This window comes from Veillonella parvula (genome assembly GCF_001553335.1).
Lineage (GTDB): Bacteria > Bacillota > Negativicutes > Veillonellales > Veillonellaceae > Veillonella > Veillonella parvula_S.
Genome location: NZ_KQ960774.1, coordinates 29,412 through 54,075 on the forward strand (window position 1 = coordinate 29,412; position 24,664 = coordinate 54,075).

Genomic DNA, 24,664 nt, shown 5'->3' on the forward strand with positions numbered 1-24,664 from the left:
GTTGATTATATATAATCAACTAATAGCTATTTTTAGTAGTAAGGGACTATTTGGTTATAGTCCCTTTTGCTTTTATCCTTAAAACAGGATGAGTTTATTTAACTATAACAAGCCTTGACTTTCCATCATATCTTTAATATCAAGTATGGTAGATTTACATACTACATCATAATCTAATGAACCAAGGAAGTTTGCAAATTTAGTGTCATCTTCATTTTTACAGTTTTCATATGGAATTTTACCAAATTTTTGATACGGTTCTAGAATGCGATTTCGTCTGTGTTTCCACATATTATAATAAGGCCCTTTGAATTTAGTCATAAAACCATTGCTATCGACTAATACAAAGCCTTCAGATTCATGGCATGAATTTAGTTCCTCATTTATAATGTCTTGGAGCTCATCCATGGTAGAAATTTGTTGAACTGTTTTAACAATGGAAATCAAGTCAGTGTCATATTTTTGTAAAATTGTATATAGTTCAGCTAATTTTTCTCTAGAGAATGGGACATCTATATGCTTACCATTTACGTCTAGAGTATTTTGAATCATATCAAGCACATAGAGATGGTCTTGGTCGTATTTAATGATATGAGTATCCTCTTGACTGATGACTTCAAATATCATGGAGCAGTTATTACGTGCTAATAAATCTTTGATTTTTGCTTGTAGATTTTCAGGTAATCTATGGAATAGTTTTTTAAATAAATCCACATGTATACCCTCTGTTGTAGATTTAGAGGCAAATACTAATTCTTCGTTGATAACGCCAAGAATAGCAAGGTAACCATTTTCTTTAGTTCTAATTTCAACTGGGAAAGAAAGAGTATTAGCTAGATTATCTAACTCTGTTTCTGGGCGTTCACCAAGATTAAAGAATTTATTATAACTACGTAATTTCACATCTCCTGTAATTCGATCCACAAATAATCCACGAGCGTGTACTGTACTTTCATTCCATAATCGCTTATGGAATACACGAGAGGTAAAGTTCAAGGAATATAGGTTAGGGAAACACTGTTTTACTTTTACTAATTTTGAATTGCCAATAATATTAATATCTTCATTTTGTGTGAAGATGATGTGTTGTGTCATATTTTGGAATTCATGGCGCATATAATCTTTATCATATACATCGTTTTTTATTCCATTTTTTGTGAAAGTATTTGCAGTGATATCGATGTATTTTAGTTCTCCACCAAATTCTACTTCTCCTTCCAAACAGAAGGAGTACTTTCCATCTGGAACACCACGATGACCGTGAATTTGAATGAAGTCCTGACACATGCCTTGTTCGTAATTAGTATCGTAAATATTAGCGATATTTGTTTCGTAAGCTCCAAAACCATTAATAAATGTTGAGGTGGCTATGAAGGTCATATTAGGTACATAGGAGAGGCCACCATGGGAAACTAAATATTTTTTGCCATGGAAGCTGAATGGATAACATTGACGAAGTGATTTATAAAAGAGTCGTAGTTCTCGTTGGAGTGATTCTACTTCTTTTTTCGTCATATCTTTTACGATAGGTGCTACCACATCTTTCATAAAGCGTTTGGAACGATCTAAATTTGTATGGAATGCAAAGTTTGCAATATGTCGCTCGTGATTACCTTCTAACATAATTGTATTAGGTAATGTGCTGAGACGCATCATTTCGTACATCATTTCTTTGTTTTCAATACCGCGTTCTAAATAGTCACCGCAGAAGATGTATAATGTCTTTTCATCCCATGGTGTAATAGCTTGTTGTAATGCGGTGTAGCAACCGTGAATATCACCGATAATACGTACTCGATTATATTTATTTGTTAGATTAGCCGTGAAGTAATTGTTAATTTCATCAATAGAGTTAATTCTTTTGCAAAAGTTTGGTAATGTGCTTGTTTTAATCGTTTTGTACATATAATGAATAACTTGCTCTGGCACACGTTTGTAATCGGTGCGTGCCGCATTACGGGCCAAGCAATCCTCTAAGGATGTATTAGGTTCATAGTAATATACAGTATATTTATATTTGTTAAGCAATTCTTTGTAAGCATTAATAGCTTTAGAGGTAGTGTGAGTAGCATCTAAGACAACAAAGTCGCCATTGCTCATTCGTTTTTCTAAACAATCTAGTAGGAGCTTCCATGTTGGACCATTATCCTCTTGTGAAATATACCAGCCGTTCTCACCAAGGGAAGGGCTACGTAAAAGCATACGGAAATGATCGGCTTCAAGGGTGTAAGCCTCAAGATTGTTGTCACGAATCCACTGAGACTTACCACTAGCAGGAGCACCACGCATTAATAATAGTGTTCTCATAGTAATAGTCCTCTAATCTGCCCATAGGGCGTAATAAAATATAACTGTATAACAAACGAAAAATTTTTTTATGACTAAATAGAAAAAAGGCATAAAAAAACAGTCTCAACGGATAACCGAGAGACTGTCTTGCTTGCTTTTAAAATTATAAAGCGTTTACTTTAGCTGCAAGGTTAGATTTTTTGCGAGCTGCAGTGTTTTTATGAAGTACACCTTTGGAGGCTGCTTTATCAATTACGCTAGTAGCATGAACAAGTGCTTGTTTTGCTTCTTCTACTGCGCCTGCTTGAACAGCTTCAACGGTTTTACGAGCTGCTGTACGAATTTGAGATTTTACAGCGGCATTTTTCGCACGACGTTCAGCATCCGTTTTTACGCTTCTAATACTGGATTTAATGTTTGGCAATTGAGTCACCTCCTTAAAAATCGTTTCTTATACCTGAATGATTATATCATACCAAATATTGATACGCAAGGACTTTTCAGCCCAATATTTTCCTTAATGACATGATTTGTAAAACATTTTCTACTGTTTATTAACAAAAGTATATATGTGGTTTTTAAAATCAAATTACTTACTCATTTTCTAGTGTAACAATATATTAATTTTTATTTATGAAAGTTAAAAGGGTCCTTATGTTATAATGAAGAATAGAATTAAGTGAGGTGTCTTATGAAAAAATTAATGATTATAGATGGCAGCAGTTTGTTATTTCGTGCATTTTTTGCATTACCACCGTTGAAATCCGCTCTGGGAACGCCAACGAATGCAGTATATGGTTTCTTAACAATGCTCATTAAATTGTATGAAGAGATTAATCCTGACTATATTGCCGTAGCTTTTGATAAAGGGCGTCAAACATTCCGAACAGAAATGTATAGCGAGTATAAAGGAAATCGTCCAGATGCACCTGAGGATTTACGTCCGCAGTTTAGTTTAATTCAAGATGTATTAAAAGCATTAGGCATTTGTGTCATCGAAGAAGAAGGTTTTGAAGGGGATGATATTCTCGGATCTTTAAGCAAGAAGTTTGGAGCCCCTGATATGGCTGTTCAAATTATTACAGGAGACCGCGATAATTTACAGCTTGTAACAGAACATAGCCATGTGTTCTTAACTAAAAAAGGTATTTCTGATATGTTAGAGGTTACTCTAGATAATATGGAAGAACTTTATGGCTATGGTCCTGATAAGGTTATCGAAATGAAGGCTCTTATGGGTGACTCTTCCGATAATATTCCAGGTGTACCAGGCGTAGGTGAGAAAACAGCGCTTAAATTAATTACCGAATACGGCAATCTTGAATCTGTATATGATCATATTGAAGATATTTCTGGTAAGAAATTAAAAGAGCGCCTTGTAGAGAATAAAGAGTTAGCCTTCTTGTCTCGTGAGTTGGCTACAATAAAAACAGACATGGAGTTATCTTATAAAGTAGAAGATTTTGTACAAAACTTTCATGCCTCTGAAGTACAACCGTTATTTGAAACTTTAGGTTTTACTAAATTAACACCTCGCATTGCACAAGTAATGGGGTGTGAGGAAGTAGCTCTTGGTGATCCAGGTTCTTTATTTGCACCACAAGAAGAGATTTCTTTAAATGATTTAGCGGATGCTAAATCATTAACCGCTGATTTTTATAAAGATAAAACGGTAGCAGTACATGTTATATTAGATGGTAAAACTCCATTTAGAACGGTAACGAATGCTTATCTATCTAATGGAGATACTATTGTAAAAACAGATGATACTAAAGCTGTTTTAGCTGTATTACAAGGTGCCAAAGCCATCGTTACAACTCAGACCAAGGAGATTATTGAAGCCTTTGGTGCAGATGTGCCAGCTGAAATTTCCTTATTTAATGCTGATAAAACTGTTCGTGTTCACGATATGTCGCTCATTGCGTATTTATTAGATCCTACGCGTACTAATTATGGTTATTTATACCTAACTGAGCGCTTTTCTGTACCTAGCATTGCTAACGGTAGTGTAGACGTAGAATGCGTGTCCATGGTGAAAGCATTACTCGCTATGAATGAAGTTGCTTGTGAGTCTGCGCGCCGTGAAGAGTTATGGTCTTTATATGAGACAATTGAGTTACCTTTGATTCATACCTTAGTTGTGATGGAGAAAAATGGTATCTATATCGATACAGAGAAGTTGGCGGAAACAACGACTCGCTTTAAAGAGGAGCTAACTCAAGTACAAGAAGAGATTTATGAACTAGCAGGAGAAACGTTTAATATTAATTCACCTAAACAATTGGGTGTAATCTTGTTTGAAAAGTTGAACTTGCCAATCATCAAGAAAACTAAGACTGGCTATTCTACAGATGCGGAAGTATTGGATATGCTTCGTCACGAAAGTCCGATTGTTGAAAAAATCTTGGCATACCGTTCTGTTGCTAAATTGGTATCTACCTATTGCGAAGGTTTGGCAGTTCTTATTAATGATAAGACACATCGTATTCATACAACTTTCAATCAAATGGTTACGGCTACAGGTCGTTTGAGCTCATCTGATCCGAACTTGCAAAATATTCCGGTTCGTACCGAAAAAGGCCGTGAAATTCGCGCTTTATTCTATCCAGGTGCTGGATATGATACATTGGTGAGTGCCGATTACTCTCAAATTGAGTTGCGTATCTTAGCTCATTTGTCTGGCGATGAAGCGTTGATTAAAGCTTTTGTGGAAGGTAAGGATATTCACCGCTTTACTGCGGCAGAGGTGCTTGGTAAATCTCAAGATGAGGTAACTAGCGAAGAACGTTCCCATGCGAAGGCTATTAACTTCGGTATTATCTACGGTATTTCTGACTTTGGTTTATCTCGTGACCTTGGTATTACACGGGGTGAAGCTAAAAACTATATTGATCTTTATTTTAGCCGTTATCCTAAGGTTAAAGAGTATATGGATCGAATGGTTCAAGAGGCTCATGAAACTGGCAAAGTTCGCACTATGTTTGGTCGTCAACGTGAGTTACCTGATATCAATAGTCGTAACTTTAACCGTCGTTCCTTTGCTGAGCGGACCGCAATGAATACGCCAATTCAAGGTACCGCCGCAGACATCATTAAGTTAGCTATGAATCAAGTGGAGCAAAAGTTAGAAGAACAAAACTTTACGTCTCGACTCTTATTACAAGTGCATGACGAACTAGTACTTGAAGTGGTGAACTCTGAATTAGAAGCTATAGAAGAGTTACTACGTAGTACAATGCAGTCTGTTGTAGAGTTACAAGTGCCTCTTATTGTAGACGTACACCATGCAGAAAACTGGGCATTAGTAAAGTAATATGTATTTATAATTAATAGAAGGTATATATGTTTAAAATTGGCTTAACTGGTGGCATCGCATCGGGCAAAAGTACAGTTCTTACATATTTTAAGGATAAAGGTATACCATATATCGATGCTGATATTGTGGCTCGTGAAGTTGTTGAGCCTGGTACAAAGGGTTTAGAAGCAGTTGTAGATGCATTTGGAACCGATGTATTGCGCGATGATGGGACATTAAACCGAGAAGCATTAGGAGCTATTGTCTTTCATAATGCAAAAAAGCGCCAACAATTGAATGGTTGTTTAAAGGAGCATATTCAAAATCGAATTATGGAACTTACAGCTCATTATGAGGAGCTACATACACCAGTTTTACTATATGATATCCCTTTACTTATCGAGGGAGAATGGTATACCATGATGGACGAGGTGTGGCTCGTATATGTGAATGAGTCGACTCAAATTGAGCGCTTAATGAGCCGCAATGGATTGACTGAGGAGGAGGCATTGGCTCGTATTAATAGTCAAATGTGTCTTGAGGATAAACGGTCTTACGCGGATGTAATTATTGACAATAATGGTACACCTTTAAATTTAAGGGAACAATTAGATAACATTTGGGATGAGCGCATCGAATTAGTTTTATAAGAACCTCAATGATAGTCATTTTATGTGTCAAAATTGGTATATAAAAATTACTATTAAATGGTATAATAAGCCCATAAAACTTCGTATAATATTAACCTAGTATTTTGTTATATTTTATATCTTGGTGACTATGTATAGTTTCTATATAGAAAGGGGGATATATGAAACGTGCAACGGCAACAGCACTATCTTGTGTCGTACTAGGATGGTTTTATTTTACATATCTAGATGACCATTTGGCGCGTCAGATTGCGTATCCCTTTAACTATAAAGAGGAAGTTATAGCTGCAGCTGAGAAAGAGCAGGTACCTCCATCTTTGGTAGCTAGTGTTATCTTAGCAGAAAGCAAGTATAAAAACACAGCGGAGTCTGAAACGGGGGCTCTTGGATTGATGCAACTCATGCCAGATACGGCTCGTTGGGTGGCACAGCAAGTGGGGCATGGTAACTATACAGATCGTCAACTTAAAGAGCCTACTATAAATATTGAGTTAGGTACATGGTATTTAGGTCACTTGTTAAAGGAATTTAATGGTGATCAGGTGTTAGCATTAGCTGCTTACAATGCTGGTCGTGGTCATGTGGAATCGTGGCTTCGTGAAAATAACTGGAATGGAATGGTCGATACGATTCCGTTCCCTGAGACCCGTAGCTATGTAAAGGCGGTCTTACAGTATCAAGAAAGATATGAGGCGTTATATGGAAACAATTATTGAAGCTTGTAAAGCCTTAGACTATTCTTGGTTACCTCAAACTGTTGACGGCTTTACGTTAGTTACATCTACTGAAAGTGACTATACAATATTAGCTAATCGTATTAGTGCTGGTGAAGACGTATTAAAGGTGCCTATTTTCCACTATCAAAATGAATTGGGGTGGCGTTGGTCTGCCTTATATGATAAAGAGGTAGAGGACTATACAGTACATATAGAAATGCCACTATTTTCCTTTGTGGACATTTCTTTTGTGCGAGCCGATTTAGAGTCTTTTTGGACAGGGCTACAAGAACGATGTGTAAAAGGGTTAACCAATATGTTAATAGAACCTGCTAATAATTTTACTTTTACTTATCGTCGCCGAGGGATTCCTGAATGGGACTTCTCACAAGTTATGCCTGAGGAGTTAGAAGGTTTTGTACGCGATATTGATCCAGCCCATGCGATTCGCATGATTAATGGGTCTTTTATCATCGGCGAATACCACAAGATGGATGAGTGTACAGGCTTACTATTGTATTATAATGAATTGCGTGATGAATACTTTGCGGAACTTCGCTATAAAAGCTATCCAGAAATCGACCATCATTTAGATGCAAAAAATCTAGATGATTTAGCAGTGCTATTGCGTGAGCATTTAGGTGCTATACTAAAAGGCTTGAATGAGCGCATTGATTAAAGTTTGGATAGATTTAACTATGCTATTTTTTGTCATTTTTTGTTTTTATAGAATGACTTATGTGGGATTGGTTTCTTTAATACCCATTCAAAAGCGTAGAATTTGTATATACACAGCAAATGTGATATACTATATATGACTTTTATATAATCTTTTAAAAGAGTGGGCTTATGTCCACTCTTTCATTTATGATTAGCTCAATTTTAGAGTATTTAGAATCAAGAGATATATACAAGATGTAGTAAGTAAGGAGGCGATGGCTATGAAAAGAGAAGCAGTGGAGGAGTTTGTATCCTCTGTAGTTGAAGGTATTATAGCCGGCACCGATATGGAACTCGTCGATGTAGACTATGTACGTGAACGGGATTGGTATTTACGTGTCTACCTTGATAAACCAGGTGGTGTAGATTTGGATGACTGTCAGTTGGTGAGCGAAAAATTAAGTGCTGTCCTCGACGAAAAGGATCCAATTACGGAAAATTATTTATTGGAGGTATCTTCTCCTGGCCTTGATCGAGTTCTAAAGAAAGATAAGGATTTAGTTCGGTATAATGGCCGTGATGTAGATATTCAGTTGTTTAAGCCTGTTAATGGCAGTAAACAATTTACTGGTGCATTACAAGGTTTTACGGACACATCTATCGACTTTACTATTAATGGTGAAAGCATAACATTTGAACGTTCTGCTATTGCACAAATTCGATTACATCTTGATTTTTAATATATGGAGGCATACGAGTGAGTCAAGAATTAATTCAAGCGGTAATGGTGCTTACAAAACAAAAAGGTTTTGCTCCTGAGGTTATTTTTGAATCCTTAGAGGCTGCATTACTGCAAGCATATCGCAAAGAACCAACATCTAATCCAGATGCGTACGTTGTGATTGACCGCGAAACAGGTGTTTATAAAGTAATGGCCAAAAAACAAGTTGTGGAAACTGTTGAATTGCCTGAAACAGAAATTAGCTTGTTGGATGCTCGCAAAAAAGATAAGCGTTTTGAGATTGGTGATGTAGTAGAAGTCGATGTAACTCCTGCTAACTTTGGTCGTAGTGCTGCCCATACTGCAAAACAAATGCTTATTCAACGTTTGAAAGAGGCTGAGCGCAGTGTAGTATATGAGGAATACTACAGTCGTGAAGGTGATATCATCACTGGTGTTATTACACGTGTCGAAGGTAAAAATGTGTTTATCGACCTTGGTAAAACAGAAGCAATTTTACCTCCAACAGAGCAAATTGCTACTGAAACATACCGTGAAGGGGATCGTATTAAATGCTATATCGTAGAGGTTAAGAAAACTACGAAAGGCCCTCAAATTATGATTTCTCGTACACATCCAGGTCTATTAAAACGTCTATTTGAATTAGAGGTTCCAGAAATCTTTGAAGGTGTAGTAGAGCTTAAGTCTGTAGCTCGTGAACCGGGGATGCGTTCTAAAATCGCCGTATATAGTCGTGATGAAAATATTGATCCTGTAGGTGCTTGCGTAGGTCCTAAAGGGCAACGTGTACAACATATTGTTGATGAATTACACGATGAAAAAATAGACATTGTTAAATGGGATGAAGATCCAGCAATTTATATTGCTAACTCCTTAAGCCCTGCGAAGGTTGTATCGGTAGATGTAAGCGAAGAAGAAAAAGCTTCTTATGTAGTCGTACCTGATTATCAATTATCTTTAGCTATTGGTAAGGCTGGTCAAAATGCTCGTTTAGCTGCTAAGTTGACTAACTGGAAAATTGATATTAAAAGCGAAACTCAAGCTGCTGAAGAACCTTTCACAGGTTTTGGCAATGCTGAGGATGGTGAATAGTCATGAAACCAAAATCCCAACCTATGCGTACTTGCGTAGGATGTGGTGAACCTAAGGCAAAACGAGAGTTGATTCGCGTAGCCTTGAGTCCAGACGGCAATATCACTCTTGATCGCAGCGGTAAAGCACCAGGACGTGGAGCTTATTTATGTGAGTCTATGTCGTGTTTTGAGCAGGCTTATAAGGCAAAACGATTAGAACGATCATTAAAACATAGTGTATCTAAAGAGATATACGAAGCATTACAACGTGATTTACAAGAGAATGAGTAATCACTGATATACATGAATGAAGATAAAATTTTGAATCTCTTAGGCTTAGCACAACGAGCAGGAAAAGTTATTTCTGGTGATTTTATCGTAGAAAAAGCTATAAAGAGAAAGGAACCGAAATTGGTACTTCTCGCTGGTGACTGTGCAGCCAATAATGAAAAGAAATATACTCAATTAGCAGAAACCCATCACATTCCACTTCACAGTATTGCCAATAAAGAGGCTTTAGGAACGGCCATTGGTAAGGAAGTTAGGGTAGTAGTTGCCGTACTAGATGATGGATTTGCAAAGGCATTACTTAAAGAGATTGATCGATAATAAGGGGGTATGTAGATGTCCAAAAAGCGCGTTCATGAAATCGCCAAAGAGTTCGGCGTAGAAAGTAAGCAGGTCATTTCTATCTTGCAACAAAATAATATCAATGTTACGAAAGCAGTTAATTCTGTAGATGATTCAGGTTATGAAATTGTAAAAAAACAATTAGGTAAAAAATCTGAAGCTCCTAAAGTAGCACAAAAAATAGAAAAAAAGGTAGAACAAAAGTCTGCTCCTGCAGCTCATAAACAAGAAGTTGCGTCACATAAACAACATCCAAATCGTTCTAACGAACAGAAAAAAGATAAACATAAACAATCTGGTCAAAAACAAGACGATCAATCTAAACAAAAGGACCATAAAAAAGGCAATGTACGTCATGTACAAATCTCTGAGCCTACACGCAAATCCGATGGTAACCAACATGGTGGAGACCGCGCTAACAATCGCCCTAATAATACCCGCAATAATGATAACCGTAATAACGTTCGTTCTAATGATGCGCGTAATAATGATAATCGCAACAACGATAATCGTAATAACGACAACCGCAATTCTAATAATGATCGCCGTAACAAGAAAAATAAAAAAGGTGGCAATAACCGCCCTCAATCCTTGTTATCTACATCTATGCAAAAAAAGAAGAATCGCGTAAAACATCGTAACGAGCAGTACTTACAGCAAAAAGCAGAAGCTGAACGTAAAGCTGAAGCAGCAATTGCTACAGAAATTGAATTGAGCGGTCCTTTAACTGTTAAAGAATTAGCTGAAAAAATGGGTCGTGAAGTATCTGAAATCATCAAGAAATTGATGCTTTTAGGTGTTATGGCCAGCATTAACCAAGAGGTTGATGTAGATACAGCTACTATTGTAGCTGAAGAGTTCGGTGTAACTGTAACTGAAGTAGAACCAGAAGAAGATCCTACAGATGTTATCGAAATTGAAGATGCACCAGAAACGTTAAAACCACGTCCTCCTGTAGTAACTATTATGGGTCACGTTGACCATGGTAAAACATCTTTGTTGGACGTAATTCGTCAAACTAATGTAACAGCTGGCGAAGCTGGTGGTATCACTCAACATATCGGTGCGTACCAAGTTCGCTACAAGGATAATAAAATCACATTCCTTGACACACCTGGTCATGAAGCGTTTACTGCTATGCGTTTACGTGGTGCAAAATCTACAGATATCGCAGTTCTCGTAGTAGCTGCTGACGATGGAGTAATGCCACAAACTATCGAGGCCATTAATCATGCGAAGTCTGCAGATGTACCTATTATTGTAGCCATCAACAAAATGGATAAACCAGGTGCTAACCCAGACCATGTTAAACAACAATTGTCTGAACATGGTCTTTTACCAGAAGAATGGGGCGGCGATGTCATCATGGTTCCTGTATCTGCTAAACAAAAACAAGGTATTGATGACTTACTTGAAAATATTTTGCTTGTAGCAGAGGTTATGGAATTGAAAGCGAACCCTAACCGTAAGGCATATGGCGTAGTTATCGAGGCTCAACTTGATAAAGGTCGTGGTGCTGTATGTACTGTCTTGGTACAAAAAGGTTCTCTTCGTGTAGGTGATACAGTACTTGCTGGTACTGCATACGGTAAAGTACGTGCCATGACAAATGAGCGCGGTGAAAAAGTAAAAGTTGCTCGTCCGTCTATGCCGGTAGAAATTTTGGGCTTCTCCGAAGTTCCACAAGCCGGTGAAATTATAAATGGTATGGATGACAACGAAGCACGTGCAATTGCTGAAAAACGTATTGCTAAGCAACGGGTTCAAGAATTGCAAGCTACACATAAAGTTACATTAGATGATATTTTCAACCAAATTCAACAAGGCGAGTTGAAGGATCTTAATATTATCATCAAAGCCGATGTTCAAGGTTCTGTAGAAGCATTGCGTCAATCTTTAGAAGGCATCAAAAACCCTGAGGTTCGTATTGTTATTGTTCATGCTGCAGTAGGTGCCATTAATGAATCGGATATCATGTTGGCATCTGCATCTAATGCGATTGTAATGGGCTTTAATGTACGCCCTGATGCTAATGTTCGACGTGCAGCGGAACAAGAAAAGGTTGACTTGCGTACATATCGTGTAATTTATGATGCTATCAATGACGTTGAATCTGCTATGCGCGGTATGTTGGCGCCTCAATTTAAAGAGGTTGTCGTAGGTCGTGCAGAAGTGCGTCAGGTTATTTCCACACCAAAGGCTATTGTAGCTGGCTCTTATGTAACAGAAGGTCGTATTACTAACGACTCTGAAGTTCGTTTAATTCGTGACGGCATCGTTGTATTTGAAGGTAAGGTTGATTCTTTACGTCGATTTAAAGATGAAGTTAAGGAAGTTAAAACATCCTTTGAATGTGGTATCTCCTTAGAAGGATACCGCGACATCAAGGAAGGCGACGTTATTGAAGCTTACTTGATGGAAGAAATTGCACCTCAATTATAGGAGGTTTATATGAGTGATGTTCGTGTCAGAAAATTACAAGAATTTATCAAACAAGAGGTAAGTCAAATGTTGATGCGCGGATTGAAAGATCCGCGTATCGGCTTCACTACTATTACCGATGTTCATGTAACAGGTGATTTACGTGAAGCTACGATTTATGTCTCCTTGTTTGGTTCCGATAAGGAAAAAGAAGATACCCTTATCGCATTAAAGCATGCAGCAGGTCATATTCGTACAGAGCTTGGTAAAGTACTTAAATTACGCCATATTCCTTCCATCACCTTTGATAAGGATACGTCTTTAGACTATAGCATGCATATTGAATCCCTTTTGAATGAAATCAAAAAGGATGAAGAAATAAATTAACAAAAAGGATACAGAACATGAGTAAGATTACTATTAATCAATTACATATGGCTCTGTGTGAAGCTAATTCTATTATGCTAACCGTCCATATTAGACCTGATGGTGATGCTATTGGGTCCATGGTAGCCTTTTACGAAGCCCTTGTAGGACAAGGTAAAACTGTATATATGGTAGTGGATGATGTAGTTCCTGAGAAGTACACATTCTTACGATATACGGACCACATTCATGATGTAGCGTATTTTGAAACTAATCCAGTTGATATTGATATGCTTATGGTTTTGGATGCTAGCACGTATGAGCGAATTGGCAAAGTAGGTGCACTTTGGAGTGCACCTATTTTTAATATAGATCACCATATTTCTAATACAGAATTCGCGGACCATCTATATTTAAAGCCTGACTTTGCTGCTACTGGTGAAATTGTTACCGACTTATGTACAAAATGGAATTGGCCTATCACTGAATCTATGGGTACTGCATTATATATGGCGATTGCTACAGATTGTGGTTTCTTTAAATTTAGCAATACTACAGCAAATACTCTTGAGATGGCTGCCAAATGTGTAGCTGCAGGGGCTAGACCAAATGTTATTTCTGAAACCATAGAAGCCGTATCTGCCAGTCGTTTAGAATTAACAAAACAAGTTATGCAAACTATCGAGTTTTACAAGAATGATACGATTGCTACCATCGAGTTGAATCGTGAGGCTATGACTATTCTTGGCGATGATACAGATGGTTTTGTAGATATTATTAGAAATGTTGATACTGTAGACGTGGCAATTTTATTAAAAGCAGAAGCTGATGATATAACACGTGTAAGTTTACGTTCCAAAGGTATTGATGTGAACGTTGTAGCAAGCCATTTTGGTGGTGGTGGTCATATTCGTGCTGCAGGTTGCACTATTAATCTACCATTAGAAGAGGCAAAACAAGCTCTCATTGAGGTAATTTAATAATGGATGGGATATTACCATTTTTAAAACCACCTGGCATTACAAGCCATGATGCCGTTGCTATTTGTCGTCGTATTCTAAAGGAAAAGCGCATTGGTCATAGCGGTACATTGGATCCTATGGCTTATGGTGTATTGCCTGTGTTTCTTGGTAAGGCTACGCGCCTTATAGAATACACGGATGAATTTGATAAAACCTATGTAGCAGAATGTAAATTGGGTACTTTTACAGATACTGAAGATAGCTCAGGACAACCTGTATTGCCAGATAATGATATGCTATTGCGAGATGGTATTGTATTGAATCGAGCTATTCAATCTACAGAAATCTCGACAACGATGGTTAAACCAGGCTTTGAAGAATTGGTTAGTATTTTGAGAAAATTTGCTGGCGTTCAGGACCAAAGGCCGTCTAAGTATTCTGCCATTAAAGTAAATGGTATTCGAGCTTATGAATATGCTCGTAAAGGTATTCCTGTAGAGCTACCATTACGTCAAATTCATATTAAAAATATTGAGCTCATTGCTTATGGATTCCCTTTTTTCACGGTTCGTGTGACATGCTCAGGGGGGACTTATATTCGCTCGTTATTACGCGATATTTGTATTGCTTTAGGTATTCCTGGCGCTATGACTTCTTTGGCACGTACTCAAGTAGGCCCTTTTGATATCGGCTCTGCTAAGATGGCCGAAGAATTGATGCTACATGGTGAAAGTCTGTTGTTGCCAACAGATACGGCTGTTTCTCATCTTTCAAAAGTAACTGTAAATAGTGTACAATTAAGAATGATGATAGAAGGCAAGCAGTTACCGATTGGTAAAGAATTTGCTTTCACAGAAATAGGTCAGCTCTATAGAGCTTATGGACCGAATGGTTTTATTGGTATTATGAAACGAAACAACCACACATTAAAAGTGGAAAAAAATATTTTTATTGAAGGATAAGTATGAAGCAACTACATTCGTTTGATGAACTACGTCAAATCAAAGATACAAAAGTATATGCCCTTGGTACCTTTGATGGCATTCATCGAGGTCATCAACGAGTTATACATAAGGCTGTTGAAGAGGCTATATCAGTCGATGGGGTTAGTATCATCATTACCTTCGAGCATCATCCATTGACTATATTACATCCAGAACGAGTACCTAAACGAGTGATTCAAGAAGAGATTATGGATACTGTGCTAGAAGAACTCAAAGTTGACTATATTTTGCGGTTACCTATGACTGAAGCATTATTAAAAATGACTGCAGATGAATTCTTACATGAACTCTGCAATGATATGAATGTGGAAGCTATTGTAATCGGTGAGAACTTTACATTTGGTGCAAAGGGGCTTGGTAATCCAGAATATATGAAACAAGTGGTAGCGGATAAGAATATACGAGTTCTTGTACAGCCTTTATTACCTTGTGATGGTAGTAGTACACCTATTTCTAGTACAGAAATTAGAAAAGCTATTCATGAAGGGCATTTGGAGGATGCAAATCATTGGCTAGGTAGGCCATTCCAGTTTAAAGGAACTGTGATTAAAGGTGATCAACGGGGACGCACATTAGGATTTCCTACATTAAATCTATTACTTCCTAATGAAATGGCTACACCTCCAGACGGAGTCTATGCTAATCGTGTATGTATTGATGGTATTTGGTATGATGGGGTAGGCAATATTGGAGATAATCCAACCTTTAGAAATCAGTACCATAGATGTGAAGTACACGTTTTTAACTTTGACCAAGATATATATGGAAAAGAAGTAATTGTACAGTTCATTTCTTATATTAGAGGGGAAGTTAAATTTAATAATTTACAAGATCTTATCGATCAAATGAAGGTAGATGAAGAACAGGCTCTAGCTATTTTGGCTAATGCATAAAAGGGGGTTCTCATGGATATTAAAGAAGCTCGAAAACAGATAGATAGTATTGATTCTGTATTAGTTACGGAGTTTGAGAAGCGACTCACACTGATTAAAGAAATTGGTAAATATAAGGATGAACATCACTTACCACTTATTGATGAAGAACGGGATGAAAGTATCATTGCTTTACATACTCAAAATTGTAAAGATAAAGTTTTAGCACCTTATGTTGAAAATTATATAAAAACCGTCGTTTCTATGAGTAATGAGTTCTTAAAGGAGCATATGCATAAGCATATTTTTCTCATTGGTATGCCTGGCGCAGGTAAAACTACTGTTGGTAAGGTTCTAGCAAAAGAGTTAGGCCGCGACTTTTTCGATCTAGACCAAACGATTCAAGACAAGGTAGGTAAATCCGTTCAAAATATTTATATTTACGATGGTAAAGATGCTTTCAGTGAATATGAATATAGTACAATCAAAGAATTAATTCACAATAAACCATCTGTCATTGCTACAGGTGGCGGCACTGTTACCTATGATAAAACTGTTAAATTGATGCGCAATAATGGTCTTGTTGTATTTGTTAACCGCGATGTAAATCATATTTTAGATGATTTGGATCTAGAGATTCGTCCGCTTGTAAAAGAAAGTATCGAATATATTTTTAATGTATATGAAGAACGTTATCCTTTATATGAAGAAGTAGCACATATTAAAATTGGTAACGAAGGCAGTATTACCGATGCAGTGCAAGAAATTATTGAAGCTTTGCCGAATACGGAGAAATAATGGACGCCATACGAGGATTTGTATACCGAACTATATATGAGAATACACAACGTACATATTGCGTGTTTATCCTAAAAGATTATAATGAGGAATACATTACTTGTACTGGCAAATTTGAGTCTCCTAAAGAAGGGGAAGACATCGAAGTACGGGGCCGCTATGTAGAACATGAAAAGTACGGCCGCCAATTTGATGCGAGCAGTGTTGAAAAGTTAAAACCTGATAATATGGGTGCTGCCAAGACTTATTTGTTGAATCTAGGAATAAAAGGTTTTGGTGAAAAATCCGTAGAGAAGGTACTAGAATATTTCGGTATTCGTATTTTAGAAATTTTACGGGAAGAACGTCCAGAAGAGATTAAAGATGTTCCAGGTCTCCGAAAGAGTGTTAAGGATGAGCTATTCAATACCTTACTTGGCGAAGGTATTTTATCTGATTTAAATCATTTTTTTGAAAGTCATCACATTTCATCGAAATGGAGTCGTATTGTATATACCTATTATGGTGTGCAGTCTGTCGCAGTTATAGAGGATAATCCTTATACATTATTACGTGTAGCACCGGATATGCTTTTTGGTACGGCCGATACACTAGCAGAGCATCTTGGTATTAATGGTAGTGATACACGCCGTTTAGAGGCTGGTTTAGAATGGATTCTACGTAGTCTAGATAATCAAGGTCATACATGTTTACCAGTAGACCAACTTATCGGTCGACTTGACGATTTATTACAAACTGATGTAGATGATATTGCGAACTTTATTGAAAGCCTGCTGGAACAAGGTGCACTGTATAGTACGTATTATGAAGATATCTTATATATCTATCCGCCAGAGATGTATGTTTCTGAAGTGGAAGGTGTCCACTATACTCGTGAGTTTCTATTAGAAGCTGATCCAATAGCATTAGATATTTCTAGTTTTATTGAAAAGTTTGAACGAGACAACTACATTATCTTTGGTGATGCTCAAAAAGAAGCTATACAGCTCTCATTTTTTGAAAAGTTTTCTCTTATAACTGGTGGTCCTGGTACAGGTAAAACAACTATCATCAAGGCACTAGTAAAAGGTTTCCAACTCGGTGGATTGGGGCGCATTATACTTTGTGCTCCTACGGGACGTGCTGCAAAGCGTCTGACCGAGGCCACTGAGTTTGAAGCTACTACAATTCATCGTCTATTGGTACCTGTTCAAGGTAGTGACTCCTATGACTTTACAAAGAATGAAGATGATCCTCTAGATATAGATGTCATTATCATCGATGAAGCATCTATGCTTAATGTGCGTTTATTCTATTCTTTGATGGCTGCTATTCCAAAGGAAGCCCATGTCATTATTGTGGGTGACGTAGATCAATTACCACCTATAGGTGCTGGGTTCGTATTAAAAGATTTATTAGATAGTGATTGTGTGCCCTATACACGACTTAATCAGATTTATCGTCAAAGCTCTGGTAATACTATCGTTGAAAGTGCTTACGCAATTAACCGTGGTGAAATGCCTAACCTGGAAGGTGTGAGCGAAGAGTTTTCTTTTATTCCTGTTAAATCTTATGACATGATGATGAAAGCCATCATTGATGTATATAAACGTGAACAAGAGACGATAGAGGATGAATTAGATATTCAAATTATTTCTCCTATGCGCCGTGGTGAAGCAGGTAGTACATTGATATCACAATATGTACAACAAGCCGTAAACCCTCCAGATAGCTATAAGGGAGAAGTTCGTGTCAATGGCATTACGTATCGCGTTGGGGATAAGGTTATTCAAATTCTCAATGATTATGAGTTAGAAGTGTTTAATGGCGAAATTGGCGTTATCTATGCTATTACGCGGACCGATATTTGTATCCGATTTATCCATAAAGAGGTTCGTCTACCTATCGATGAAGCACATATGATTATGCCTGCTTATGCTATTACGGTCCATAAGAGTCAAGGTAGTGAGTATGGTGTAGTTATTATTCCATTTGTTCCACGTTATGGTGGTATGTTACAACGTAATTTGTTGTATACTGCTGTTACACGGGCAAAGCGTAAAGTAATCATCGTTGGTACTACGAGCGCAGTTGAACGTGCTGTGCGTACTGTTAATGCCGATGAACGTTACACATTGTTTAAAGAACGACTACAAGGGAGATGTGATTCGTAATGAGTCTTTGGGATTTCCTATTTCCACCTGTATGCCCTCACTGTGGTGCACCTGTGGCAACACAAGGGGATTGGTGTAAAGCTTGTTTTACAGATTTATTACATATTCGTCATGTACCACATAAATTTTTACACTATGTAGATGATGTATGTGTGTTGGCCGAATATCGTGGTGGTCTAAAGTCTATGATTTACGATGTAAAATTTAATGAAAAAAAGGAGCAGTCCAAAGGGGCCGCTCCTTTTTTAGTATCGTACAACTTTTACATGAAATATAATGAGTCTAATATTGTGAATAGTAATTGTAAAATTATGTATGATTATATTGTTCCTGTACCATCTAGCGAAAAGAAAAAAGCTAAGAGAGGATATAATCAAGTAGATTTATTCTTTCTTGAATGGGCTCATTCTTTATGGGAGATAGATAGAAAAAACTTTAAATGGTTAGATTGTATATACAAGTTTGATACTTCTCGAGATATGTGGGGATTAACAAATAAAGAAAGACATCAAAATATTGATGATGCCTTTGTTATATGTGCTGATTATAAGGATATTGATTTTACCAATAAGAATATATTAATTGTTGATGATATATATACTACAGGTGCCACAATTGAAGCTGTAGCAAAAGTCTTACAAAAGCATAAAGCGCTACGCATTGATGCCCTTACGCTGGCTAGTGGTAGTTTCTAATCTTTATTACTAAATGTAGGAATATAATATTTGATTTCATATTAGCCAAGCACATCAATAAATGCTTTAACTACATCAGGATCAAAGAGTGAGCCAGATGCACTAAAGAGTTCTTCTTTTGCTTTAGCTTTTGTTTTCGCCCAAAATTCAGTAGAAGGATTAACTGTTGTATCATAGTAATCTGCTACAGCAATAATTCGAGCTCCTAACGGAATATTGGCACCACGTAAATGTTTGGGATAACCAGAGCCATCCCATTTTTCATGATGGTAACGAATATAAGGCAAAATTTGTTGGCAGCAAGGATAGTTTTCAATCATATTGGCTCCACTTGCAGCATGTTGTTTATACTTAGACATTTCTTGCTTATTAAGATATGGAGATTTTTGGATTAATGCATTAGGTACCATTAATAGACCCACGTCATGAAGTAGAGCTGCGTGACGAATCTGTTCAATTTCATTTAATGGCAAACCCATTTTAGCTGCGATGCTAACAGCATAGTTTGAAACCTGGATAGAATGTGTATAGAGATGATAGCTTTTCATTTGTATCATCTGTAAAAGTTGTGCGCTTATGGCTTCTAAACTATCTTTCTCCAGTTCATACAAACCTGATGGTTGCATCAATGATAACATAAACATAATAAACCCCTCTAACTAACAAACTGAACATATGGTACAACCCCTCGTACTTATGTTCATATCGTACAACTTTAGGCCGTTCTAATTTAACAGTATACAAATTATACACCATAAATAATTTTTTGTGTATGATACGTATGTTCTTACAAATATGTTGTATTCATATTTGGCATACAAAAACTAATTGACAATTTAAGAATCCACTAGATATGGTACTTAAAAAATGTGATTTTAGAAATATTAAAATATTATGAAGAATATTTTAGGTTTTCTATTCCAATTTTCTATACATCAACAAATAGGGGTTGCAAAATTTATTCTCATTGTTCTAAGAATTATGCGATAGTATGTTTGGTAAAAAAATTATGTTTGGCTACTTAACTATATAATCAAAATTTTTTAAAATAATAGTAAAACTAGACATGAATACTGTTATTCTTTATAATACGTCTATACGGGTCTGTGGTTGAAAGTCGAGGCTAGTCGCAGGCAAAACGATCCACATAAGCAGCCCAAAGGGTTGTGAGCATGGTGCGGCTTAGGTGTAAGTCCTGCCGATAAAATCGAGAGAGGTAGTAGTGGGGAGTCTTGGACTTATGAGCGAACCTTCCAGCAGGCGAGTGTGGGGGCAAAGACCAGGTCAGCCGTATAGGGGCACATGAGGCTTTTCTCATGTGCTTTTTTTATACAGTTGTATATTATAAAATCTATAGAAAACCACTAACTATGGGAAAGTTTTTATACATGAACGTAATATTTATACAAACAATGTATAAAATTAAAATATAAATATAGAGATTTTGCGATTGCATCTAAAATTATATACAAAATTATTGACATAATTATACTTAATCTATATACTATTATAAAGTAGTAGTAAGTTAAAATAATGAGGTTGATAATATGTTAAATAGCAAAGTAAAAAAAATAATTCTTGGCGGTTGTATGTTAGTGATGGCGGCTTCTTTAGTTGGTGGATGTGGTTCTTCTAATCAACCTACATCTAATAAACTTGTCGTTGGCACTAATGCTACATTTGTTCCATTTGAGTTTAAAGATGAAAAAACTCAAGATTATACAGGTTTTGATATTGAATTGATTCGTGCGATCGGTAAGCGTATTAATAAAGATGTAGAGCTAAAAAATGTAGCTTTTGATGCTTTGATTCCAGCTTTGAACACACATGATATTGATGTTGCTGCATCTGGTATGACCATTACAAAAGCGAGAAGTGAAAAAGTATTATTTTCTTCTCCTTATTATGAAAATGCCTTAGCAGTAGTATATAAAGATGGAACGGCTGTGAATTCTCTTGATGACTTAAAGGGTAAAAAAATTGCAGCCCAATTAGGTACTACTGGTGCAGATTTAGCTCATAAAATTGAAGGTACTACTGTAAAAGAATTTGACCATAGTAATGAAGCTTTGTTAGAATTACAAAATAGTGGAGTAGATGCAACTGTAATCGATTTACCTGTAGCTCAATATTACAGTACTAAGCATCCTGATCAACATATTAAATTTATGGCATATCCAAATACTAAAGAATATTTGGGCTTAGCAATTAATAAGGATAACAAAGCATTGCAAGAAGAAATTAATAAAGCAATTGCTGATATGAAGGCTGATGGTGAATTTAATACATTATATAAAAAATGGTTTAATGTAGATACACCTGCTGATATGCCAGTAGTTTTAGAATTTAAATAATAGGAGAGATTATGAGTTTTAATTGGGGGTTAATTGCGGATAATTTACCGCTCTTGCTACAAGGTGCTCTAGTGACTGTAGAAATTACAGCCATGTCTGTAGGTTGTGGCTTTTTTATCGGTCTTTTAGTATCTTTAGCAAATTTATCTAAATTTAGATTAGTTAGATTGCTTGCAAAATGTTATGTAGATATCATTCGTGGTACACCATTACTGGTGCAAATTTTCCTAATCTATTTTGCCTTGCCTATGATTACAGGTCAACGGATTGATCCATATATTGCGGCTGTTACCGCATGTAGTATTAACTCTGGTGCTTATGTATCTGAAATTTTCCGTGCTGGTATTCAATCTATTGATAAAGGTCAAATGGAGGCTGGTCGTTCTCTTGGTTTAACTTGGGGACAAACCATGCGTTACATCATTATGCCTCAAGCTTTTAAAGCAATTATTCCTCCGTTAGGGAACGAATTTATTGCCATGTTGAAAGATTCCTCTTTAGTTTCTGTTATCGGTTTCGAGGAGTTGACACGTCGTGGTCAATTAATCATTGCTAAAACCTATGCATCCTTTGAAATCTGGGGTACGGTTGCTGTGATTTACCTTATTATGACAGTGACTATCTCACAATTAGTTGGATATCTTGAAAGGAAATATAGCATTAAATGATTAAATTAGAAAATGTACATAAATCTTTTGGTAAAAATGAAGTACTAAAAGGTATTAATTTACATATTAAACAAGGTCAAGTAGTTGTAATCATCGGCCCTTCTGGTTCTGGTAAAAGTACGGTACTGCGCACTATGAACTATTTAGAGGAACCTACATCTGGTAAGGTTATCGTAGATGGCATGGATCTTTCTGATAAGAAAAAGTTAAATGACGTTCGTGCTGAAGTAGGAATGGTATTCCAAAACTTTAATTTGTTCCCACATATGACAGTTATGGAAAACCTTACCTTAGCACAAACTAAGGTTCGTAAAACATCTATGGAAGAGGCTAAGAAGATAGGTCAAGCTTTACTTGATCGAGTAGGCTTGGCGGATAAAGCCAATGCATACCCTGATTCTTTGTCAGGCGGTCAAAAGCAGCGTGTTGCTATTGCTCGTGCTTTAGCTATGAAACCAAAAGTAATGCTTTTTGATGAACCTACTTCAGCTCTTGATCCTGAAATGGTTAGTGAAGTGCTAGATGTTATGAAGTCTTTAGCTGAGGAAGGTATGACGATGGTCATCGTTACTCATGAAATGGGCTTTGCGAAAAAGGTAGCGGATAGAGTGTTATTTGTTGATGGTGGCTTGATTTTAGAAGATAATACACCTGAACGCGTATTTGATGCACCTACCAATGAAAGAACAAAATCATTCTTAGATAAAATTTTGTTAGATTAAATAATATAATTATAGGAAGCAAATTCTAGAATTAGAAATTGCTTCCTGTTTTTTTACATTAAATTTAACCTATCTATTTATATTAATTTTTATTATATATGTATAGCTTAATATCTATTAATATATTTGATAACTTTTAGACTGAATTTATTAATTATAAAGAGTTTGTATAAAGATTTACAGGGTAGATTAATCTGAAAAACACGATTATTGCTATAAATATTTGTGATATAACAATAATTTATACAGTCATTTTTTAAAATAATAATTTTTAATTCACATAATTTTATGATTATAAAAATATACAATTAATTTATAGGGTGTATATAATTATTTATAACATGTATAGATATAGGGATTGTTGAGATTTACAGCAAATGATATTCTTATTTCTAGTGTTTGTATATTCATTAAAAATGTAAATATTGTTGTTTGATATTTTATACATGCTGTGTTATGATACACATATAGAGCAAGACAGCAAGACAATATATATATTTTTAGGAGGATGTTACCATGTTAGGTAAAGTAAAATGGTTCAGCGCAGAAAAAGGTTATGGTTTTATTGAACGTGAAGACGGTAGCGATGTATTTGTACACTACTCTGCAATCCAAGACGAAGGTTTCAAATCTTTGACTGAAGGTCAAAATGTAGAATTTGAGATTGTTGATGGAAACCGTGGACCTCAAGCCGCTAACGTTGTTAAAGCGTAACTACATACCAAAAAAATTATAAAAACAATATATAATTGGACCCTGATAGTATATACTATCAGGGTTTTTGATTTTCTATATACATTTTATACATAATTCTACAAAAAATATAAGATTTTTAGATAAAAAAGAAGGAGTTTTACAGTTGGATGTAGAAATACTAAATATAACACGAGAGATAAGGTTATATAATACCACACACTCGCATCTCGTGGATGATTTTTAGAAAGGGTGTTGACTTATGAAAGTAGCAATTAGAGGAAAAAACATTGAAGTAACAGATGCCTTAAGAGCATATATCGAAAAAAGATTGAGTAAATTGACTCGTTACTTCGATGATGAGTTAAATGCACAAGCGGTTTTATCCGTTGTAAAAGATAAATCTACAATTGAACTTACATGCTTTGTTGATAAAATCGTTCTTCGTGGTGTGGAAACCAACGATGATATGTATGCAGCTATTGATTTAGTAGTAGATAAAATTGTTCGCCAAATCCATAAATATAAAACTCGTTTGGCTAAACGTTTCAAAAAACAAGAAGCTTTCCATCCTGAAGCTTTGGCAACTCCTGTGGAAGAAGAAACTATTGAAGTTGTAAAACGCAAACACTTTGTTGTGCGTCCTATGGATGTTGAGGAAGCGATTTTACAAATGAATCTTATTGGTCATGATTTCTTTATGTTCTTCAATGCTGAAACTGAATCGATGAACGTTGTATATCGTAGACATGATGGTTTCTATGGTTTGATCGAGCCAGAACTTCAATAATATATAATGTCGGCTGAACTTAATCCTAACTCCTTTCTACTTTAAATCAGCCGATTATTATATTAAGGTGGATGACTTAAAATAGTCATCCACCTTTTTTGCCAAAATAAT

General features: G+C 36.2%; 24 protein-coding genes. 21 read left to right on the forward strand and 3 right to left on the reverse strand.

Features of this window, described 5'->3' with window-relative positions; genetic code table 11:
* Positions 1-102: 102 nt before the first annotated feature.
* Together HMPREF1865_RS00275 and rpsT are read right to left on the reverse strand one after the other, a co-directional pair.
* Positions 103-2,307 (reverse strand): RNA ligase, encoded by a 2,205-nt coding sequence (locus HMPREF1865_RS00275; protein WP_008713789.1) that lies wholly within the window; start codon positions 2,305-2,307, stop codon positions 103-105.
* A gap of 145 nt (positions 2,308-2,452) precedes the next feature.
* Positions 2,453-2,713, reverse strand: coding sequence for a 30S ribosomal protein S20 (rpsT, locus tag HMPREF1865_RS00280; protein WP_004692998.1), 261 nt, complete (start codon positions 2,711-2,713; stop codon positions 2,453-2,455).
* Positions 2,714-2,980: 267 nt separating this feature from the next.
* Between rpsT and polA the strand changes: the two genes are divergently transcribed.
* From polA to HMPREF1865_RS00360, 16 genes are all read left to right on the forward strand, one after another.
* Positions 2,981-5,602, forward strand: coding sequence for a DNA polymerase I (gene polA / locus HMPREF1865_RS00285; protein WP_060918824.1), 2,622 nt, complete (start codon positions 2,981-2,983; stop codon positions 5,600-5,602).
* Positions 5,603-5,631: 29 nt separating this feature from the next.
* Positions 5,632-6,234, forward strand: coding sequence for a dephospho-CoA kinase (gene coaE, locus HMPREF1865_RS00290; RefSeq protein WP_060918825.1), 603 nt, complete (start codon positions 5,632-5,634; stop codon positions 6,232-6,234).
* A gap of 161 nt (positions 6,235-6,395) precedes the next feature.
* Positions 6,396-6,950 (forward strand): lytic transglycosylase domain-containing protein, encoded by a 555-nt coding sequence (locus HMPREF1865_RS00295; protein ID WP_004693001.1) that lies wholly within the window; start codon positions 6,396-6,398, stop codon positions 6,948-6,950.
* Positions 6,934-7,629 (forward strand): hypothetical protein, encoded by a 696-nt coding sequence (locus HMPREF1865_RS00300; protein ID WP_004693002.1) that lies wholly within the window; start codon positions 6,934-6,936, stop codon positions 7,627-7,629. The genes HMPREF1865_RS00295 and HMPREF1865_RS00300 overlap by 17 nt, the downstream gene beginning before the upstream one ends.
* Before the next feature lie 262 nt (positions 7,630-7,891).
* Positions 7,892-8,350: a ribosome maturation factor RimP gene (locus HMPREF1865_RS00305; protein WP_004693003.1), complete on the forward strand. Its 459-nt coding sequence runs from the start codon at positions 7,892-7,894 to the stop codon at positions 8,348-8,350.
* Positions 8,351-8,367: 17 nt separating this feature from the next.
* Complete coding sequence (gene nusA, locus HMPREF1865_RS00310; RefSeq protein ID WP_004693004.1) at positions 8,368-9,444, forward strand: transcription termination factor NusA; 1,077 nt, start codon at positions 8,368-8,370, stop codon at positions 9,442-9,444.
* 2 nt (positions 9,445-9,446) lie between these two features.
* Positions 9,447-9,716: an RNase P modulator RnpM gene (gene rnpM / locus HMPREF1865_RS00315; RefSeq protein ID WP_060918826.1), complete on the forward strand. Its 270-nt coding sequence runs from the start codon at positions 9,447-9,449 to the stop codon at positions 9,714-9,716.
* A 12-nt stretch (positions 9,717-9,728) separates the two neighbouring features.
* Positions 9,729-10,034, forward strand: coding sequence for a L7Ae/L30e/S12e/Gadd45 family ribosomal protein (locus tag HMPREF1865_RS00320; RefSeq protein WP_004693007.1), 306 nt, complete (start codon positions 9,729-9,731; stop codon positions 10,032-10,034).
* A gap of 15 nt (positions 10,035-10,049) precedes the next feature.
* Complete coding sequence (infB, locus tag HMPREF1865_RS00325) at positions 10,050-12,497, forward strand: translation initiation factor IF-2 (RefSeq protein WP_060918827.1); 2,448 nt, start codon at positions 10,050-10,052, stop codon at positions 12,495-12,497.
* Positions 12,498-12,506: 9 nt separating this feature from the next.
* Entirely contained in the window at positions 12,507-12,863 is a 357-nt protein-coding gene (gene rbfA, locus HMPREF1865_RS00330) for a 30S ribosome-binding factor RbfA (protein ID WP_004693011.1), read from the forward strand.
* Positions 12,864-12,880: 17 nt separating this feature from the next.
* Entirely contained in the window at positions 12,881-13,822 is a 942-nt protein-coding gene (locus HMPREF1865_RS00335) for a DHH family phosphoesterase (protein ID WP_004693013.1), read from the forward strand.
* Between the two features lie 2 nt (positions 13,823-13,824).
* Positions 13,825-14,766: a tRNA pseudouridine synthase B gene (locus HMPREF1865_RS00340; RefSeq protein ID WP_004693015.1), complete on the forward strand. Its 942-nt coding sequence runs from the start codon at positions 13,825-13,827 to the stop codon at positions 14,764-14,766.
* Positions 14,767-14,768: 2 nt separating this feature from the next.
* Complete coding sequence (locus tag HMPREF1865_RS00345) at positions 14,769-15,701, forward strand: bifunctional riboflavin kinase/FAD synthetase (RefSeq protein WP_004693017.1); 933 nt, start codon at positions 14,769-14,771, stop codon at positions 15,699-15,701.
* A 12-nt stretch (positions 15,702-15,713) separates the two neighbouring features.
* The gene (locus HMPREF1865_RS00350; protein ID WP_004693019.1) at positions 15,714-16,478 is read left to right on the forward strand and encodes a shikimate kinase; all 765 of its coding nucleotides are present in this window, start codon (positions 15,714-15,716) and stop codon (positions 16,476-16,478) included.
* Positions 16,478-18,631: an SF1B family DNA helicase RecD2 gene (recD2, locus tag HMPREF1865_RS00355; RefSeq protein ID WP_004693020.1), complete on the forward strand. Its 2,154-nt coding sequence runs from the start codon at positions 16,478-16,480 to the stop codon at positions 18,629-18,631. Before HMPREF1865_RS00350 ends, recD2 begins: the two co-directional genes overlap by 1 nt.
* Entirely contained in the window at positions 18,631-19,326 is a 696-nt protein-coding gene (locus tag HMPREF1865_RS00360; protein WP_004693022.1) for a ComF family protein, read from the forward strand. The genes recD2 and HMPREF1865_RS00360 overlap by 1 nt, the downstream gene beginning before the upstream one ends.
* Before the next feature lie 41 nt (positions 19,327-19,367).
* Here the strand turns inward: HMPREF1865_RS00360 and HMPREF1865_RS00365 are convergent, their stop codons facing one another.
* Positions 19,368-19,970: an HD-GYP domain-containing protein gene (locus HMPREF1865_RS00365; protein WP_004693025.1), complete on the reverse strand. Its 603-nt coding sequence runs from the start codon at positions 19,968-19,970 to the stop codon at positions 19,368-19,370.
* Positions 19,971-20,873: 903 nt separating this feature from the next.
* On the opposite strand from HMPREF1865_RS00365, the gene HMPREF1865_RS00370 reads away from it, so the two are divergent.
* The 5 genes from HMPREF1865_RS00370 to hpf all read left to right on the forward strand — a co-directional run bounded on the left by HMPREF1865_RS00370 (position 20,874) and on the right by hpf (position 24,553).
* Positions 20,874-21,680, forward strand: coding sequence for a basic amino acid ABC transporter substrate-binding protein (locus HMPREF1865_RS00370; RefSeq protein WP_008600779.1), 807 nt, complete (start codon positions 20,874-20,876; stop codon positions 21,678-21,680).
* Between the two features lie 11 nt (positions 21,681-21,691).
* Positions 21,692-22,348, forward strand: a complete 657-nt coding sequence (locus tag HMPREF1865_RS00375) for an amino acid ABC transporter permease (protein WP_004693053.1) — start codon at positions 21,692-21,694, stop codon at positions 22,346-22,348.
* Entirely contained in the window at positions 22,345-23,070 is a 726-nt protein-coding gene (locus HMPREF1865_RS00380) for an amino acid ABC transporter ATP-binding protein (protein ID WP_004693054.1), read from the forward strand. The genes HMPREF1865_RS00375 and HMPREF1865_RS00380 overlap by 4 nt, the downstream gene beginning before the upstream one ends.
* Positions 23,071-23,586: 516 nt before the next feature.
* Positions 23,587-23,784 carry a cold shock domain-containing protein gene (locus tag HMPREF1865_RS00385; RefSeq protein WP_004693056.1) on the forward strand — a complete coding sequence of 66 codons (198 nt, stop codon included), beginning with the start codon at positions 23,587-23,589 and terminating at the stop codon, positions 23,782-23,784.
* Positions 23,785-24,025: 241 nt separating this feature from the next.
* Positions 24,026-24,553, forward strand: coding sequence for a ribosome hibernation-promoting factor, HPF/YfiA family (gene hpf / locus HMPREF1865_RS00390; RefSeq protein WP_008600782.1), 528 nt, complete (start codon positions 24,026-24,028; stop codon positions 24,551-24,553).
* Positions 24,554-24,664: the final 111 nt, after the last annotated feature.

Coding starts and splice junctions, on each gene's coding strand:
- HMPREF1865_RS00275 (WP_008713789.1), bottom strand. CDS start 2,307: ATGAGAACACTATTATTAATGCGTGGTGCTCCTGCTAGTGGTAAGTCT.
- polA (WP_060918824.1), top strand. CDS start 2,981: ATGAAAAAATTAATGATTATAGATGGCAGCAGTTTGTTATTTCGTGCA.
- coaE (WP_060918825.1), top strand. CDS start 5,632: ATGTTTAAAATTGGCTTAACTGGTGGCATCGCATCGGGCAAAAGTACA.
- HMPREF1865_RS00295 (WP_004693001.1), top strand. CDS start 6,396: ATGAAACGTGCAACGGCAACAGCACTATCTTGTGTCGTACTAGGATGG.
- HMPREF1865_RS00300 (WP_004693002.1), top strand. CDS start 6,934: ATGGAAACAATTATTGAAGCTTGTAAAGCCTTAGACTATTCTTGGTTA.
- HMPREF1865_RS00305 (WP_004693003.1), top strand. CDS start 7,892: ATGAAAAGAGAAGCAGTGGAGGAGTTTGTATCCTCTGTAGTTGAAGGT.
- rnpM (WP_060918826.1), top strand. CDS start 9,447: ATGAAACCAAAATCCCAACCTATGCGTACTTGCGTAGGATGTGGTGAA.
- HMPREF1865_RS00320 (WP_004693007.1), top strand. CDS start 9,729: ATGAATGAAGATAAAATTTTGAATCTCTTAGGCTTAGCACAACGAGCA.
- infB (WP_060918827.1), top strand. CDS start 10,050: ATGTCCAAAAAGCGCGTTCATGAAATCGCCAAAGAGTTCGGCGTAGAA.
- rbfA (WP_004693011.1), top strand. CDS start 12,507: ATGAGTGATGTTCGTGTCAGAAAATTACAAGAATTTATCAAACAAGAG.
- HMPREF1865_RS00335 (WP_004693013.1), top strand. CDS start 12,881: ATGAGTAAGATTACTATTAATCAATTACATATGGCTCTGTGTGAAGCT.
- HMPREF1865_RS00340 (WP_004693015.1), top strand. CDS start 13,825: ATGGATGGGATATTACCATTTTTAAAACCACCTGGCATTACAAGCCAT.
- HMPREF1865_RS00345 (WP_004693017.1), top strand. CDS start 14,769: ATGAAGCAACTACATTCGTTTGATGAACTACGTCAAATCAAAGATACA.
- HMPREF1865_RS00350 (WP_004693019.1), top strand. CDS start 15,714: ATGGATATTAAAGAAGCTCGAAAACAGATAGATAGTATTGATTCTGTA.
- recD2 (WP_004693020.1), top strand. CDS start 16,478: ATGGACGCCATACGAGGATTTGTATACCGAACTATATATGAGAATACA.
- HMPREF1865_RS00360 (WP_004693022.1), top strand. CDS start 18,631: ATGAGTCTTTGGGATTTCCTATTTCCACCTGTATGCCCTCACTGTGGT.
- HMPREF1865_RS00365 (WP_004693025.1), bottom strand. CDS start 19,970: ATGTTTATGTTATCATTGATGCAACCATCAGGTTTGTATGAACTGGAG.
- HMPREF1865_RS00370 (WP_008600779.1), top strand. CDS start 20,874: ATGTTAAATAGCAAAGTAAAAAAAATAATTCTTGGCGGTTGTATGTTA.
- HMPREF1865_RS00375 (WP_004693053.1), top strand. CDS start 21,692: ATGAGTTTTAATTGGGGGTTAATTGCGGATAATTTACCGCTCTTGCTA.
- HMPREF1865_RS00380 (WP_004693054.1), top strand. CDS start 22,345: ATGATTAAATTAGAAAATGTACATAAATCTTTTGGTAAAAATGAAGTA.
- HMPREF1865_RS00385 (WP_004693056.1), top strand. CDS start 23,587: ATGTTAGGTAAAGTAAAATGGTTCAGCGCAGAAAAAGGTTATGGTTTT.
- hpf (WP_008600782.1), top strand. CDS start 24,026: ATGAAAGTAGCAATTAGAGGAAAAAACATTGAAGTAACAGATGCCTTA.